This is a genomic window from Pseudomonas sp. GW821-FHT12A04, from assembly GCF_058807755.1.
This window is the reverse complement of sequence record NZ_JBXAQZ010000012.1, coordinates 46,318-62,049: the sequence shown is the minus strand read 5'-3', so window position 1 is coordinate 62,049 and position 15,732 is coordinate 46,318. Positions and strand designations below refer to the sequence as shown.

At 62.5% G+C, this 15,732-nt stretch carries 11 protein-coding genes; 8 read left to right on the top strand and 3 right to left on the bottom strand.

Annotation, left to right across the window (positions count from 1 at the left end):
* Nucleotides 1–8: 8 nt before the first annotated feature.
* Nucleotides 9–527 carry a DUF3299 domain-containing protein gene (locus AC1RS8_RS19305; protein ID WP_090451674.1) on the top strand — a complete coding sequence of 173 codons (519 nt, stop codon included), beginning with the start codon at nucleotides 9–11 and terminating at the stop codon, nucleotides 525–527.
* Between the two features lie 221 nt (nucleotides 528–748).
* The gene (locus AC1RS8_RS19300; RefSeq protein WP_090451676.1) at nucleotides 749–1,447 is read left to right on the top strand and encodes an OmpW/AlkL family protein; all 699 of its coding nucleotides are present in this window, start codon (nucleotides 749–751) and stop codon (nucleotides 1,445–1,447) included.
* A 199-nt stretch (nucleotides 1,448–1,646) separates the two neighbouring features.
* Here the strand turns inward: AC1RS8_RS19300 and AC1RS8_RS19295 are convergent, their stop codons facing one another.
* Together AC1RS8_RS19295 and AC1RS8_RS19290 are read right to left on the bottom strand one after the other, a co-directional pair.
* A complete protein-coding gene (locus AC1RS8_RS19295; RefSeq protein WP_489339303.1) occupies nucleotides 1,647–2,576 on the bottom strand; it encodes an NAD-dependent epimerase/dehydratase family protein in 930 nt (309 codons plus the stop codon).
* Nucleotides 2,569–3,453 (bottom strand): sugar nucleotide-binding protein, encoded by an 885-nt coding sequence (locus AC1RS8_RS19290; protein WP_008053852.1) that lies wholly within the window; start codon nucleotides 3,451–3,453, stop codon nucleotides 2,569–2,571. The genes AC1RS8_RS19295 and AC1RS8_RS19290 overlap by 8 nt, the downstream gene beginning before the upstream one ends.
* 355 nt (nucleotides 3,454–3,808) lie before the next feature.
* On the opposite strand from AC1RS8_RS19290, the gene AC1RS8_RS19285 reads away from it, so the two are divergent.
* Nucleotides 3,809–8,125, top strand: coding sequence for an Lhr family helicase (locus AC1RS8_RS19285; RefSeq protein ID WP_493163326.1), 4,317 nt, complete (start codon nucleotides 3,809–3,811; stop codon nucleotides 8,123–8,125).
* 152 nt (nucleotides 8,126–8,277) lie between these two features.
* Here AC1RS8_RS19285 and AC1RS8_RS19280 read toward each other — a convergent pair whose 3' ends face one another.
* Nucleotides 8,278–10,407 (bottom strand): mechanosensitive ion channel family protein, encoded by a 2,130-nt coding sequence (locus AC1RS8_RS19280; RefSeq protein ID WP_349736236.1) that lies wholly within the window; start codon nucleotides 10,405–10,407, stop codon nucleotides 8,278–8,280.
* Nucleotides 10,408–10,638: 231 nt separating this feature from the next.
* Between AC1RS8_RS19280 and AC1RS8_RS19275 the strand changes: the two genes are divergently transcribed.
* From AC1RS8_RS19275 to AC1RS8_RS19255, 5 genes are all read left to right on the top strand, one after another.
* Nucleotides 10,639–11,850: an MFS transporter gene (locus tag AC1RS8_RS19275; RefSeq protein WP_489339305.1), complete on the top strand. Its 1,212-nt coding sequence runs from the start codon at nucleotides 10,639–10,641 to the stop codon at nucleotides 11,848–11,850.
* 203 nt (nucleotides 11,851–12,053) lie between these two features.
* The gene (locus tag AC1RS8_RS19270) at nucleotides 12,054–12,656 is read left to right on the top strand and encodes a DUF72 domain-containing protein (RefSeq protein ID WP_489339306.1); all 603 of its coding nucleotides are present in this window, start codon (nucleotides 12,054–12,056) and stop codon (nucleotides 12,654–12,656) included.
* Nucleotides 12,653–13,450 (top strand): endonuclease/exonuclease/phosphatase family protein, encoded by a 798-nt coding sequence (locus AC1RS8_RS19265; RefSeq protein ID WP_057713111.1) that lies wholly within the window; start codon nucleotides 12,653–12,655, stop codon nucleotides 13,448–13,450. Before AC1RS8_RS19270 ends, AC1RS8_RS19265 begins: the two co-directional genes overlap by 4 nt.
* Nucleotides 13,447–14,739 carry a cardiolipin synthase ClsB gene (gene clsB / locus AC1RS8_RS19260; protein WP_489339307.1) on the top strand — a complete coding sequence of 431 codons (1,293 nt, stop codon included), beginning with the start codon at nucleotides 13,447–13,449 and terminating at the stop codon, nucleotides 14,737–14,739. Before AC1RS8_RS19265 ends, clsB begins: the two co-directional genes overlap by 4 nt.
* Nucleotides 14,726–15,712 (top strand): lysylphosphatidylglycerol synthase domain-containing protein, encoded by a 987-nt coding sequence (locus AC1RS8_RS19255; RefSeq protein ID WP_489339308.1) that lies wholly within the window; start codon nucleotides 14,726–14,728, stop codon nucleotides 15,710–15,712. The genes clsB and AC1RS8_RS19255 overlap by 14 nt, the downstream gene beginning before the upstream one ends.
* Nucleotides 15,713–15,732: the final 20 nt, after the last annotated feature.

Sequence of the window (15,732 nt, the reverse complement as noted above, 5' to 3'; positions counted from 1 at the left end):
CGTTGAAAATGCCCCGCGCTGTACTTGCGCTGTTGATGCTGGTCGCCCTGCCCCTGTGGGCGGCCCAGCCAAAAGACCTGACCTGGTCGGAGATGATCCCGCCCGACGCGCCGAAAGAAGTGCCGAACATGACGCCGTTGCATGATCTGTCGCAGATGAGCAGCACGCTCTCTGCAGAGTCGGCGCCAGCAGCCAAGCAGGACATGCCCAACGCACCGGTGGTCAAGACCCTCGACGGCCAGAATATTCGCCTGCCGGGTTACATCGTGCCGCTGGAAGTGAGCGAGGAAGGCCGTACCACGGAGTTTCTGCTGGTGCCGTATTTCGGCGCCTGCATCCATGTGCCGCCACCGCCATCGAACCAGATCGTGCACGTCAAGAGCGAAGTCGGCGTGAAGCTGGACGAGCTGTATCAGCCTTACTGGATCGAAGGCGCGCTGCAGGTCAAGGCCTCCACCAGCGAGTTGGCGGATGCCGGGTATCAGATGGAGGCGGACAAGATTTATCTGTATGAACTGCCGGAGTGAATCAGGTCGTTTTGTGTCGACTGTCAGTCCGCCATCGCGAGCAAGCTCGCTCCCACAGGGGATCACATGCCTCCTGTGGGAGCGAGCTTGCTCGCGATGAGGCCATCAGAAACATCACAAATTCCAGTCCTTGCCACTTTCATTGAGCTGCATCAAAAGACCGAATAGTTAGCCGGCTTACCATTGGACATCGAACATTTTTAACGTCCTCTGGAGCCCCCATGAACAAGTCCATGCTCAGCGCTTCGCTGGTTGCCCTTGCGCTCGCAGCCCCGCTCGCCAATGCCTTCGAAGCCGGTGACATCCTCCTTCGCGCCGGTGCAATCACCGTCAACCCGGAAGCCGACAGCTCCAGCGTCAAGGTCGATCAAGGCCCGCTGGCGGGCGCCGACCTGGGCGGCAAGGCGACCATGAGCAGCGACACGCAACTGGGCTTGAACTTCGCCTACATGCTCACCAACCACCTGGGTATCGAGCTGCTGGCGGCCACACCGTTCGAGCATGACGTGAAACTCAAGGGCACGGCCCTGAGCGCGGCCAACGGCAAACTCGGCACCCTCAAGCACCTGCCACCGACCTTGAGCCTGGTGTACTACCCGCTGGATCCGAAGTCGGCCTTCCAGCCGTACGTCGGCGGCGGCATCAACTACACCTATATCTACGACGAACACGTTGGCAGCCAGGCCCAGTCCGCCGGTTTCAGCAACTTCAAGGCGGAAAACTCCTGGGGTCTGGCGTGGCAGGTCGGTGCTGACTACATGCTGACCGATAACATCATGATCAACGCCCAGGTGCGCTACATCGACATCGATACCCGCGCCACCGTCGAGAACAACTCGATCGCACCAGGCACCCGGGCACGGGTGGACGTCGATGTAGACCCGTTCATCTACATGGTGGGTCTGGGTTACAAGTTCTAAAGAACGTTCACGTGGTGGTGAATGAGGCTTGGTGGTGAGCAGACTTAAAAATGACGGCGACTGCTGCGCAGTCGAACGGGGCGATGCGGCGATCCGACGAGCCCCCTCGCCACAGGAATTACACAAGCTGTAAGTAAATTCCGGCCGTGAAAAAGGCGCCTGTAAAAAGGCGCCTTTTTCATGTCCGCATGGAAGCGATCTATCGCCCCAGCAACCGCGCCAGCCCTACACGCATCGGTGTCTGCTCCGAGGTCGTGAAGCGTTCCAACAGGCGCCGGTTGTTCGCCCGGGAATGACGAATGTCACCGGAGCGTGCCGGGCCGTAGCTCACCGGTGGCAAATTGCCGACCACGGCTTCGAGCGCTTCGAGCATTTGCTTGAGGGTCGTCGCCTGGTTCCAGCCAACGTTGACCGCACCGACTTCGACCCGGGGCATTTCGATGGCCTGCACCAGCAAGTCGACCAGGTCTTCGACGTAGACAAAATCCCGGGTCTGCTCGCCATCGCCGAACACCGTGATCGGCAAGCCCTTCAACGCGCGCTCGCTGAAAATGCTGATCACCCCGGAGTACGGCGAGGACGGATCCTGGCGCGGGCCGTAGATGTTGAAGAAGCGGAAAATCACCGGTTCCAGCCCATGCTGGCGATGGTAGAAGTCGAAGTATTGCTCGCTGGCCAGCTTGTCCACCGCATAAGGCGTCAACGGCGCCTTGGGCGTGTCTTCGTCGATCGACTCACCTTCGCCATTGTTGCCATACACCGCCGCACTGGAGGCAAACAGCACGCGTTTGACCCCGGTCTGGCGCATGGCTTCGCAGACGTTCAGCGTGCCGATGAAGTTGCTCTGGTGTGTGCGCACCGGATCGTCCACAGAGGCCTGCACCGAAGCCACGGCGGCCAGGTGCGCCACAGCGCTGCATCCGGCCATCGCCTGGGCAACCAAAGCCGCATCGGCCACGTCGCCGACGATCAGTTCGACCCTGGGATTATCCAGCGGCAGATTGCTGTGCTTGCCGGTGGACAGGTCATCGAGAATCCGCACCGCATGGCCCCTGGCAAGCAGGGCGTCAGTCAGGTGTGAACCAATGAAACCGGCACCACCGGTGATCAAAACGGGGCTGTCAGCCATGGCGATAGAACCTGTCCAGTAGACCGGGAAGCGCCGCACGCCAGGCGCGTGGTTTGATTCCAAAGGTGTGCAGAATTTTTTTGCAGGCCAGTACCGCGTGTTGCGGTTCTTCGGCGGCATCCGGACGCGCGGCGTGGGCCTGGGCGGTCGGGGCTTCGATGGCCAGCGGATGCAGGCTGCGGGCTTCGGTCAGAATCGCCTGCCCCAGCGCCAGCGGCGTGGTCGCCTCATGCCCGGCGTAGTGGTAGGTGCCCCACAGCGGCGCGGCGCAATCGAGTTGCTTGAGCACTGAAATGATCACGCGGGCGGCATCGTCGACCGGCGTCGGATTGCCCCGTCGGTCGTCGGCCATCAGCAGCTCTTCGGGTTGTTCTGCACGGGCGAGGAAGCGGCCAAGGGCACCGTCCGGGCTGTCGTCCAGCAGCCAGCCGAAACGCAGCAGCACGTGTTGCGGGCAGGTGGCGCGCACGCTTTGCTCGATCCGCCACAACGCCTGACCCCGCAGGCCCAGGGGCACCGGTTCGTCTTTTTCGCTGTAGGCGGTGGCACGGGAGCCGTCGAACACGCGATAGCTGGAGGGTTGCAGCAGGACGATGTTGTGGTGCTGGCACAGTTCCGCCAGACGCTCGATCGCGCGCTCCTGGCCGGCCAGGCGCGATTCGCTCACCGCCTCGGCCTGAAACCAGTCGAAGTAGTAGGCAAGGTTGATCAATGCATCGGGACGGGTGTCGTCGAGCAGTTGTGTCAGGCTCGCGGCATCCCAGCCGTCTTCGGGCGGGCGGGGGGCGAGGAAACCGATGTCTTCCTCCGCACCGAGGCGAATCAGCGCCTGCCCAAGGGCATTTCCGCCGCCCAGTAACATAAGGCGCATTCGCATAGAGTCAGCAGGCCCAGTCTGATTGAAACGATGGCTTTATCGACATCGCGCCCAGGCGATGTCGTTGATAATTGCCGGAATCGTTGCATTTTGCGGGTTTAGTGCGCAACCGTCACCCGTAAAGTGTAGATCCGGGGGATTTGTGGTGCTGTCACTGGCCTCATCGCGAGCAAGCTCGCTCCCACAATGGCTTTGTGTAAACCGCCCCCCTGTGGGAGCAAGCTAGCTCCCACAATGGTTTTGTGTAAGCCGCCCCTCTGTGGGAGCGAGCTTGCTCGCGATGGGGTCCTGTCAGTCAACAGAGATCCCCAAGCGGTACTTGCATCTTGGCCCACCCACCCGCATAACTTGCTGCATGAACCTGCCCATTCCCGCAGACAGTGCCCTGAGCGGCTTCCACCCTGCCGTCAGCGCCTGGTTCAGCCACACGTTCCCGGCGGTCACCGCCGCCCAGGCCCGGGCGTGGCCGTTGATCCGCCAGCGCCGCTCGACCCTGGTCGCCGCGCCCACCGGTTCCGGCAAAACCCTCACCGCCTTTCTCGCCGTCATCGATGACCTGGTGCACCGCGGCCTGGAAAGCCCCGAAGGCTTGCCCGACGCAACCCTGGTGGTCTACGTCTCGCCCCTCAAGGCACTGTCCAACGACATCCAGATCAACCTGCAAAACCCGCTGGCCGGCATTACCGAGCAATTGCGCGTGATGGGCCTGCCCGAACTGCAGATCAGCACCGCCGTGCGTACCGGCGATACACCGCAAAAAGATCGTTCGGCAATGCGCAAGACCGCACCGCACATTCTGGTGACCACGCCGGAATCCCTGTATGTGCTGCTCGGTTCCGACTCTGGCCGGCAGATGCTCGGCACCGCACAAACGGTGATCGTCGACGAGATCCACGCCATGGCTGCCAGCAAACGTGGCAGCCACCTGGCACTGAGCCTTGAACGCCTGCAAGCCCTCTGCCCGGAACCACTACTGCGCATCGGTCTGTCGGCCACGCAAAAGCCCATCGAAGCCGTCTCGCGCTTCCTTGTCGGTCGCGACCGCCCGTGCGAGATCGTCGACATCGGCCACGCCCGCCCCCGCGACCTGAACATCGAAGTACCGCCCGTGCCGCTATCGGCCGTGATGGCCAACGATGTCTGGGAGTTGGTCTACGACCGCCTCGCCGCCCTCGCCCGGGAACACCGGACCACGCTGATCTTCGTCAACACCCGACGTCTGGCCGAACGCCTGAGCCGGCACCTGAGCGAGCGCCTGGGCAAGGATGCCGTCGCCGCCCACCACGGCAGCCTGGCCAAGGAATTTCGCCTGGATGCCGAGCAGCGACTCAAGCGCGGCGACCTGCAAGTGCTGATTGCCACGGCGTCGCTGGAACTGGGGATCGACATCGGTGACGTCGACCTGGTGTGCCAGATCGCCTCGCCGCGTTCGATTGCCGGGTTTCTGCAGCGGGTCGGCCGCTCCGGGCACCAGGTCGGCGGCACGCCCAAGGGCCGTTTGTTCGCCACCACCCGGGACGACCTGATCGAATGCGCCGCGCTGCTCGACTGCGTGCGCCGGGGCGAACTCGATACCTTGCTGATCCCGCAAGCGCCGCTGGACGTGCTGGCGCAGCAGATCATCGCCGAGGTCAGTTGCCAGGAGTGGCCGGAACAAGCGCTACTGGAGATGCTGCGCCGCGCCTCGCCCTACGCCGGACTCGACGACAAACACTATCAGGCGCTGCTGAACATGCTCGCCGAGGGTTACAACGGTCGTCAGGGCATCCGTAGCGCCTACCTGCATCGCGACGCTGTGAGCCGCACCCTGCGCGGCCGCCGGGGCGCGAAACTGACGGCGGTGACCAGTGGCGGGACCATTCCGGACAACGCCGACTACAGCGTGCTGCTGGAGCCTCAAGGGCTGAACATCGGCACCATCAATGAAGACTTCGCCGTGGAAAGCATTGCCGGGGATATCTTCCAGTTAGGCAACACGTCCTATCGGATCCTGCGGGTGGAAACCGGCAAAGTCCGGGTCGAGGATGCCCAGGGCCAGCCGCCGACCATTCCGTTCTGGCTCGGTGAAGCACCGGGGCGCAGTGCCGAATTGTCCTCGGCGGTGGCGCGCTTGCAGGCACAACTCGATGACCTGCTGGGGGCTGCGCCAGGTAACTTGCAGCCAGCGCTCGACTGGCTGACCGAGACCCTGGGTTTGAACATCGCCAGCGCCGGACAACTGGTGGATTACCTAGCCCGTGCGCGGCAAACGCTGGGTGCCCTGCCATCCCAAGACACGCTGCTGATGGAGCGCTTTTTCGACGAGTCCGGCGGCACGCAACTGGTCATTCACACGCCGTTCGGCAGCCGCATCAACCGCGCCTGGGGCCTGGCCCTGCGCAAGCGTTTCTGTCGCACCTTCAATTTCGAATTGCAGGCCGCCGCCAGCGAAGACGCCATCGTGCTGTCGCTGTCCACCAGCCACAGTTTTGAACTGGACGACGTCTGGCGCTACTTGCACAGCAACAGTGCCGAACACATCCTGATTCAAGCCGTGCTCGACGCGCCGCTGTTCGGCGTGCGCTGGCGCTGGAATGCCGGGGTGGCCCTGGCGCTGCCGCGCTACAGCGGCGGGCGTAAAGTCCCGCCGCAGATCCAGCGGATGAAAAGCGAAGACCTGATCGCCAGCGTGTTTCCCGATCAGATCGCCTGCGTGGAAAACCTCGCCGGCGAACGGGAGATTCCCGACCATCCGCTGGTGGAACAGACCCTCGACGATTGCCTGCACGAAGCCATGGACAGCCAAGGCTGGCTGGCCTTGTTGCGGCGCATGGAACGCGGCGACATTCGCCTGATCAGCCGCGACTTGCCGGCGCCTTCACCGCTGGCGGCGGAGATTCTCAGCGCCCGGCCCTATACCTTTCTCGACGATGCACCGCTGGAGGAACGTAGAACCCAGGCAGTGCTCAATCGGCGCTGGAGCGACCCGCAATCCACCGACGACCTCGGCGCCCTGGACGCCGAGGCGATTGCCGCCGTGCGCAACGAAGCCTGGCCGGCGCCCTGCGGGGTCGACGAAATGCACGAGGCCTTGATGAGCCTGGCGTGCATCACCGATACCGAGGCCGGCGCCAATCCGCAGTGGTTCGACTGGCTCAAGACCCTGGCCGACAGCGGCCGCGCGAGCCGTTTGCAGATCAACGCCGGGCAATCGCTGTGGCTGGCGCTGGAGCGCCTGACCTGCCTGCAGGCGATTTATCCCCAGGCCGAATTGACGCCATCGCTGCAAGCGCTGCCGGACTTCGACGAGGTCTGGGAAGCCGACGACGCCATCCTCGAACTGATCCGCGCGCGGCTCAGTGCCTTCGGGCCGCTGGCGCTCGATCGCATTGCCGAACCACTCGGCTTACCCGCTGCGCAGGTCAACCAGGCCCTGGCGCAACTGGAACGCGAAGGCTATGTGCTGCGCGGTCGCTTTACCCCGGGTGCCACCCGGGAAGAATGGTGCGAGCGGCATTTGCTGGCGCGGATTCACCGCTATACGGTCAAGCGCCTGCGCCGGGAAATCGAACCGGTGGCGTTGCAGGATTTCATGCGATTCCTGTTCGACTGGCAGCATGTGTCGAGCGCAAGCCAGGGTCAGGGCGCCGCGGTACTGCCAGCCGTCGTCGCGCAATTGGAAGGCTACCCTGCTGCCGCTTCAGCCTGGGACAGCGACATCCTGCTGGCGCGGATCAAGGACTACTCAGCGACCTGGCTCGATGAGCTGTGCCGCAGCGGCAGACTGGTGTGGACGCGCCTGACTGCGCACAACAAAAGCGTCAGCACCGCGCTGCGCAGCACGCCGATTGTGTTGCTGCCTCGCAACCGGGTCGGCCTCTGGAGCGGCTTGACCGAACAGACGCCCGTCAGCGAACTGTCGCCGAAAACACAAAAGGTCCACGCCGCCCTCAGCCAGCACGGCGCGCTGTTTTTCGATGAGCTGATCCATGAGGCCCATCTGCTGCGTTCGGAGCTGGAAATCGCCTTGCAGGAACTGGTGGGCGCGGGGCTGGTGAATGCCGACAGCTTCGCCGGATTGCGCGCACTGATCACCCCGGCCAGCAAGCGCCAGCCTCGCAACAGTCGACGCGGGCGCGGGGCATTTATTGGTGGCATGGACGACGCCGGGCGCTGGGCCTTGTTGCGACGCACGCCTGTCGCGCCGGTGGTGCAAAACCAGCGCCCCGCGCCGACACCTGCCGATACCCTTGAGCACATCGCCATGACCTTGCTGCGCCGTTACGGCGTGGTGTTCTGGCGTTTGCTGGAGCGTGAAGCGGACTGGCTGCCGAGCTGGCGCGAACTGCTGCGTACTTTCCATCGCCTGGAGGCTCGCGGCGAGATTCGTGGCGGGCGTTTTGTCAGTGGCCTGGCGGGCGAGCAATTCGCCCTGCCCGAGGCGATCCCCTTGTTGCGGGAGGTGCGGCGTCGGCCTCATGACGGCAGCCTGGTCGCGGTGTGCGGGGTCGATCCGCTGAACCTCGCCGGCACGCTATTGCCCGGCGCGAAAGTCCCGGCACTGGCGAGCAATCGGCTGGTATATCGCGACGGGTTGGCGGTTGCTGCCGAGATTGCCGGCAAGCAGCAGTTCTGGTTGGAGCTGGATGAACGGGCGATGGCTGAAGTGCGTAGTAAGCTTATCCGGCATTAATGTCGTCTGGACCGGCCCCATCGCGAGCAAGCTCGCTCCCACAGTGATCTCTGTTGTGCCGAAAATTTGTAATCACAGAAGATCCCCTGTGGGAGCGAGCTTGCTCGCGATGGGGCCAGACCAGCCACTGAAAGCCTCAAGTACAAAACTGACTATTGAGACCGCGGCCGCTCCGGCATCAACACCGCCGAATGCTCCGGTGCGGCATCTCCCTCCTTCAGTGGCTCGACAGCATGCCTGGGCACCAATGCCTGCTGTGGATAAGTTTGCGCGAAGTTCACCCACGGGCAGTTATCCACAAGCTTTTTCAAACGCTGGTTGAAAGCCCGGCTCACCGCGTATTGACCACCGGACACCGTACGGAATTGCGCGGTCAGCACCACACCGTTGAGGTCCATCTTGTCGACGCCAAACACATCCAGCGGCCCTTGCAGGTTGTAGCGCAGGAACGGGTCGTTGCTGATGGAGTGCCCGGCCTCGCGGATCAGTTCGATGGCCTTGTCGACATCGGTGTCGTAGGTGAACTGCACCGAGAAAAACGCATAGGCGAATTGCCGCGATTGGTTAGTCACGGCCTTGATCTGCCCGAACGGCACCGAGTGCACGAAGCCCTTGCCATCGCGCAGGCGCAAGGTACGGATGGTCAGGCCTTCGACGGTGCCGGCATGCCCGGAATCGAGCACCACCCAGTCACCGATGGACAGGGTGTCTTCGATGATGATGAACAGCCCGGTAATCACGTCCTGCACCAGTTGCTGGGAGCCGAAACCGATCGCCAGGCCGATGACCCCGGCACCTGCCAGGAATGGCGCGACGTTGATCCCCAGGTTGGCCATGGTGGTGATCGCGCAAATCACCACCAGGATGATTTTGATCGCGTTGCGCAGCAGCGGCAGGATGGTTTTCACCCGCGTACTCGGCTGGCGCGCCGAGCGCTTGTTGGTTGGCGGTTTCAGGGCTTCCTGAATCGCCGTGTCGAGCACCACCCAGACCATCCAGGTCACCAGCAGGATCAGACCGATGTGGCCCAGGGAATCACTGATCGCCCGGCCCACGGCATTGGTCACCGCGAATTCGAACAGCGACACGCCCCAGATCCGCCCGAGGATATCGATGAACACGATGGCCATGGCGATGCGCAACAAGGCATGTGACAAATTGAGAAAGCGCTCCTTGTAGGCGCTGCCGCGGCGCAGGTCCGCTTCGCTGCGCGTCTTGAACAGATGATGCAGCGTGGTGCTGAGAAACACCGTAGCGATCAGCAGCACCGTGGTGAACAAGGCGCTGCGCAGCACTCTCTGGTTGTCCACCCCGGCGCCGATCAGGTTGATGATCGAAACCAGGACCATCAACAGAATCGGCCAATACCAGAGCCCGGAAAATATCCGCAGGGTTTCACGCAACGCCGGCTGGCTGAGGCGCTGGGCCAGCGGCAGGATGCGGATCACATGGGCGACCGGGCGACGCATGCGGATCACCAGCAAGCCGAAGGAAATCGACGCTGCCAATCCAGTGAACACGGCGATGCTGCTGGTGAGATTACTGCCCAGTTGATGGGCGATCTGCGGGCTGGTCAGGGCATCGCTCAGGGCCACCAGAAAACCGATGCCGAACAGCGGTCGTGGGCTGTGTTGTCGAATAATCTGCACCGCCCGCCGCTTGTGTCCGGCATTGAACATCACCACCAGCGACAGCACCAATGACGCGGCAAAGATCCCGGCACTGGTGGCATAGGCAAAACACAACGCCAGCGCCCGTCCCGCCGATATCGGCAAAAGCTGGCTGGCATAAATCGTCAACGGCAAACTGATCACCGCCGGAAGGGTGTAGGGCAACACGTAACCGAGCAACGCCTGGCCCCGTTCGCGACTGAGCAGCAGACGGTGCTCGCACAGGCGCCTGGCGACCATCCGCCCAAGCAGCCAAAGACAGGCAAACACGGCCGCCCACACGCAGGTCAGCAGCAGGAAATCGCCGGCGACGCGCCAGGGCGAACGGGCCGATGGCTTATTGACCAACTGATCCACTTCATCGGCCGCGAGGTCGGCACGCAGGCGCCAGACGTCAAAGAGGTTTTCGTTGAGATCGAGTTTGGTCTGGACCTCGTCGATGCTTGAACTGATGGCTCCCAGTAATCCGCCTTGCACCAGCGGTTCGGGATGGGCCGGCGGAGTCGCGGCGGTCGCGGTGGTCGGCAGCCCCGGTATCGCGGCGGCTTCCAGTTGCTCGCTACCCACAAACAGCAACGCTCCCAGCAGTATCGCGGTCTTGAGCCTGATCAAAACACCCGCTCCTTTGGCTGTGTCGGTAAGGAACTGATCGAGAAATGTCGGGCAAGTTCGGATATTGCCCGCAGATAGCAGGACGGCGATGCCTTCCTGTGCCACAGACTAACACTCGCGCTCGCGATCTTTGCGCCCAAGGCAAATATCAAATGCTCGTCCCTGTATTTTTCCGCACGACCCGAACCACGACACTGCGCTCCATCGAATGAATCCACCGGAGTTGCAGCCATGCCCATTGCCTTGCTCGCGCTGACCCTCAGCGCCTTTGCCATCGGGACGACCGAGTTCGTCATCGTTGGCCTGTTACCCACCATCGGCGCCGACCTCGGCGTCAGTCTGCCATCCGCCGGCCTGCTGGTCAGCCTGTATGCCCTTGGCGTTGCCGTCGGCGCCCCGGTGCTGACCGCCCTCACCGGCAAGGTTCCGCGCAAATTGCTGCTGTTGTCGCTGATGGTGCTGTTCACCCTCGGTAACCTGCTGGCGTGGCAAGCACCGAGTTACGAGTCGTTGATCCTCGCACGGATCGTCACCGGCCTGGCCCACGGGGTGTTTTTCTCGATCGGCTCGACCATCGCCACCAGTCTAGTGCCGAAGGAAAAAGCCGCCAGCGCGATTGCCATCATGTTCACCGGCCTGACCGTGGCGCTGGTCACCGGCGTGCCGCTGGGGACATTCATCGGCCAGCATTTCGGCTGGCGTGAAACCTTCCTCGCCGTTTCGGCCTTGGGCGTGATCGCCTTCATCGGCAGCTTGATCTACGTGCCGAAAAACATCGCCCACAGCAAACCCGCATCGCTGTTGCAGCAATTGCAGGTGCTCAAGCAACCACGCCTGCTGCTGGTGTATGCGATGACGGCCGTCGGCTACGGCGGCTCGTTCATTGCCTTTACCTTCCTCGCGCCGATTCTTCAGGACCTCTCCGGCTTCAGCGCCAGCACCGTCAGCCTGGTGTTGCTGGTCTACGGCATCTCCGTGGCCGTCGGCAACATCTGGGGCGGAAAACTGGCGGACAAGCGCGGCCCGATCAGCGCCCTGAAAATCATCTTTGCCCTGCTCGCCGCCGTGTTGTTCGTGCTGACTTTCACCGCCGGTAATCCTTGGCTCGCGCTGGCCACCGTGCTGATCTGGGGCGCCGTGGCATTCGGCAACGTGCCGGGGTTGCAGGTGTATGTGGTGCGTCAGGCTGAGCATCACACCCCGCAAGCGGTGGACGTGGCGTCCGGCCTGAACATCGCAGCGTTCAACCTCGGCATTGCCGGTGGCGCGTGGGGCGGTGGCCTGATCGTCGCCCACATGGGGTTGATTCACACTGCATGGATCGGTGGCCTGGTGGTGTTGGTGGCGCTGGCATTGACCGCGTGGAGTGGACGTCTTGATCGCCTCGGCCCAGTGTTCGCCGAACCAGCTGAGGACTCTGCCCGCGTTATTACTGCTCACTGATAACCCCTGTGGGAGCGAGCTTGCTCGCGATGACGGCGGTCCATTCAACATGGATGTGACTGATAAACCGCCATCGCGAGCAAGCTCGCTCCCACACTTGTTCGGTGTTGTTCCGTAGAAAATTTACCGTCCGTAGCCCCATCGAAACTTTTGCCGCCGCAGCGCAGTCACCCAAAGACATGGGTAGGTAGTCCGGAGGCGACATGGCGGCGATTCATATCGGTATTTCAGGCTGGCGCTACACGCCCTGGCGGGGAGACTTCTACCCCATTGGCCTGACCCACAAACGCGAATTGCAATTCGCCTCGCGGGCGGTCAACAGCATCGAAATCAATGGATCGTTCTACGCACTGCAGCGCCCCGAACGCTATGCCGTGGAAATCCGCCATGACAGCTTTGTCGATCCGCTGTTCGTCCGCTTGCTCAAGCGCTACAACACGGCCCTGGTCATCGCCGACACCGCAGGTAAATGGCCGTATCGCGAAGACATCACCAGCGATTTCGTCTGCCTGCGTCTGCATGGCGCCGAAGCACTCTATGCCAGCGGTTACACCCCGCAGGCACTAAAACGCTTGGGCGAACGAATCGAAGCCTGGCATCACGGCCAGCAACCGGATAATCCACAATTGATCGCGCCCCGGCAGAAGCCAAAGGCGTGCAAATCCCGGGAGGTGTTCTGCTATTTCGATAACGACGTCAAAGTCCGCGCCCCCTTTGATGCACGCCACTTGCTGCAACGCCTGCACCTCGAAAAAAACCTCGCCACCGTCCCCGGTGAGCCTGCGGCCGAGAGCGTGTTGCCATGAGCATTCCAGAGCCGGTCGGCGTCACGGACGAGCAGACCCCCATCAACACGACAGTGCAGCGCTTCACCGTGCTGACGGTCAACACCCATAAAGGTTTCACCGCGCTCAACCGGCGTTTCATCCTGCCGGAACTGCGTGAAGCGGTGCGCAGCGTGTCTGCCGATGTGGTGTTTTTGCAGGAAGTCCACGGCACCCACGAACAGCACCCCAGGCGCTACACCAACTGGCCGGCGATGCCGCAATACGAATTCCTCGCCGACAGCCTGTGGCCGCAGTTCGCCTATGGCCGCAATGCGGTGTATCCGGCGGGCGATCACGGCAATGCGCTGCTGTCGAAGTTCCAGATCATCCGCCACGACAACCTCGACGTGTCCATCAGCGGCCACGAGAACCGCGGGCTTTTGCATTGCGTATTGCGCTTGCCCGGCGACGGCCAGGAGGTGCATGCGATTTGCGTGCATCTGGGGCTGCGCGAAACCCATCGCACCGCGCAACTGAAGCTGCTCGCCCAGCGCCTGGACGCCCTGCCCGGCGACGCCCCGGTGATTGTCGCCGGGGACTTCAACGATTGGCGCCAGCGCGCCGATGCATTGCTCACACCCAGCGGTTTGCGCGAAGTCTTCGCCGAGCACCATGGCAAACCGGCGCGCAGTTTCCCCGCGCGCTTGCCGGCATTGCGCCTGGACCGCATCTACGTACGCAACCTCAAGGCCAGCCATCCGCAAGTGCTGACCTCCCGGCCCTGGTCGCACCTTTCCGACCACGCCCCGCTGTCGGTGGAGATCGAGCTATGAGCAGCCAGTTGATGGAAAAAAACACGCTGGAACACATCCCCGCTCCGCCCACCCGCGAGCCGACAGCGGTCGATGTCGAATACGGCTGGCAAGGCAGCAATCGGGTCGAGTTGCTGGAAAATGGCGAGGCGTATTTTCCCCGGGTGTTTGAAGCCCTGCGCCGGGCGCAAAATGAAATCCTGTTGGAGACCTTCATTCTGTTCGAGGACAAGGTCGGCAATGAGCTGCAACAGATTCTGATCGAAGCCGCCCATCGTGGTGTGCGCACCACCGTCAGCCTCGACGGCTTCGGCTGCGGCGAACTGAGTACCGGGTTCCTGAACGCCCTGACCGCGGCCGGCGTGCACCTGCAAATGTTCGATCCGGCACCGAAACGCCTGGGCATCCGCACCAACTGGTTCCGGCGCCTGCACCGCAAGATCGTGGTGGTCGATGGCACCGTCGCGTTCGTCGGCGGGATCAATTTTTCCGCCGATCATCTGGCCGACTTCGGCCCCGAGGCCAAACAGGATTATTCCGTGGAAGTTCAGGGTCCGGCCGTTGCCGACATCCATCACTTTGCCCTGCTGCAATGCGGTCGCCCGGCGCACGCCAAATACTGGTGGCACCGCCGTCGGCAGCGGCGTTCGGAACTGGCCTTCAGCGATCACGATGGCCAGGTGCGGCTGGTGTACCGCGACAACGGGGAACACCAGACCGACATCGAGGAGGTTTACCGCCAGGTATTGCGCCAGGCGCAGCGCCGGGTGGTGATCGCCAACGCCTACTTCTTTCCCGGGTTCCGCTTGCTGCGCGAGATCCGCAACGCGGCCCGCAGAGGGGTGGATGTGCGGCTGATCCTGCAGGGCCAGCCAGACATGCGGGTGGCCAGGCTTGCGGCGCGCATGACCTACGATTACCTGCTCAAATCCGGTGTGAAGATCTACGAATATTGCGACCGTCCGCTGCACGGCAAGGTCGCACTGGTGGATGAAGACTGGAGCACCGTAGGCTCCAGTAACCTCGACCCGTTGAGCCTGTCGATGAACCTGGAAGCCAACGTGCTGATCCGCGACCGTGGCTTCAATCGAGTTCTGTTCGATCGCCTGGAAGACCTCAGCGACAACCATTGCAAGGTCATGTCTCACGACATCGCGCCACGCGGGCGTGTCTGGCACATGACCGTCGGATTTCTGGTGTTTCACTGCCTGCGGCATTTCCCGGCGTGGGCCGGTTGGTTGCCGGCGCATAAACCTCGCCTGAAACACATTCCTCCTCCGACCGGGGCCGCTGACCATGAACCGCACTGAGCCCCACACGGCAACTCACGCCAAAAGCTCTGGCAAGTCGCACTGGAACCGCTGGAAACGACCGCTGACGATGCTGTTTTTCCTGATGCTGATCGTGCTGTTCACGATGCTCGCCCAACGCATCGAATGGAACGAAGTGTTCGATACCCTGGCCGATTTCAAGGTGCGCACACTGATCATTGCCTCGGGGCTGACCCTGGTGAGTTTTCTGGTGTACGCCTGCTTCGACCTGATCGGCCGCACCTACATCCGCCAGAACCTGACCTGGAAGCAGATTCTGCCCGTGGGGATCATCAGCTACGCCTTCAACCTGAACCTGAGCGCCTGGGTCGGTGGCATCGCCATGCGATACCGGTTGTATTCGCGGCTCGGGGTCAGCAAGAGCAACATCGCGAAAATCCTCGGTCTGAGCCTAGCGACCAACTGGTTCGGTTACATGGTCATTGCCGGCACCATGTTCAGCAGCGGGCTGGTACGCATGCCGCCGGGCTGGAAGCTCAGCAGTAGCGCGCTGCAAGGCGTGGGGGTTTTGTTATTGCTGCTGAGCGCCGGATACCTGGTGGCGTGCCGGTTTGCCAAACGTCGGGAGTGGGTGATTCGTGGTGTGGAGATTGACCTGCCGTCGCCGCGCATGGCCGTGCTGCAACTGGCCCTCGGTGCCCTGAACTGGTCGCTGATGGCAGCGGTGATCTTCACCTTGCTACCGAACAAACTGGACTATCCACTGGTGCTGGGCGTGCTGTTGATCAGCGCCATCGCCGGGGTCATCACTCACATCCCGGCCGGGCTCGGCGTGCTGGAAGCCGTGTTTGTGGCGCTGCTGCAACACGAGGCTTCGCGGGGCAGCCTGGTGGCTGGACTGCTGGCCTATCGGGCGATTTATTTCATCCTGCCGTTGTTGATTGCCCTGGTGATGTACCTGCTGGTGGAAGCCAAGGCCAAGTCATTGCGGATTTCGAAGAAACCCAAGTGATTTTGTGCCGGTTGTGAGGA

What these genes read in the sequence shown, in the direction of transcription:
- AC1RS8_RS19265 (WP_057713111.1), top strand. Translation starts at nt 12,653, where the DNA reads ATGAGCATTCCAGAGCCGGTCGGCGTCACGGACGAGCAGACCCCCATC.
- AC1RS8_RS19270 (WP_489339306.1), top strand. Translation starts at nt 12,054, where the DNA reads ATGGCGGCGATTCATATCGGTATTTCAGGCTGGCGCTACACGCCCTGG.
- AC1RS8_RS19285 (WP_493163326.1), top strand. Translation starts at nt 3,809, where the DNA reads ATGAACCTGCCCATTCCCGCAGACAGTGCCCTGAGCGGCTTCCACCCT.
- AC1RS8_RS19255 (WP_489339308.1), top strand. Translation starts at nt 14,726, where the DNA reads ATGAACCGCACTGAGCCCCACACGGCAACTCACGCCAAAAGCTCTGGC.
- AC1RS8_RS19295 (WP_489339303.1), bottom strand. Translation starts at nt 2,576, where the DNA reads ATGGCTGACAGCCCCGTTTTGATCACCGGTGGTGCCGGTTTCATTGGT.
- AC1RS8_RS19290 (WP_008053852.1), bottom strand. Translation starts at nt 3,453, where the DNA reads ATGCGAATGCGCCTTATGTTACTGGGCGGCGGAAATGCCCTTGGGCAG.
- clsB (WP_489339307.1), top strand. Translation starts at nt 13,447, where the DNA reads ATGAGCAGCCAGTTGATGGAAAAAAACACGCTGGAACACATCCCCGCT.
- AC1RS8_RS19300 (WP_090451676.1), top strand. Translation starts at nt 749, where the DNA reads ATGAACAAGTCCATGCTCAGCGCTTCGCTGGTTGCCCTTGCGCTCGCA.
- AC1RS8_RS19305 (WP_090451674.1), top strand. Translation starts at nt 9, where the DNA reads ATGCCCCGCGCTGTACTTGCGCTGTTGATGCTGGTCGCCCTGCCCCTG.
- AC1RS8_RS19275 (WP_489339305.1), top strand. Translation starts at nt 10,639, where the DNA reads ATGCCCATTGCCTTGCTCGCGCTGACCCTCAGCGCCTTTGCCATCGGG.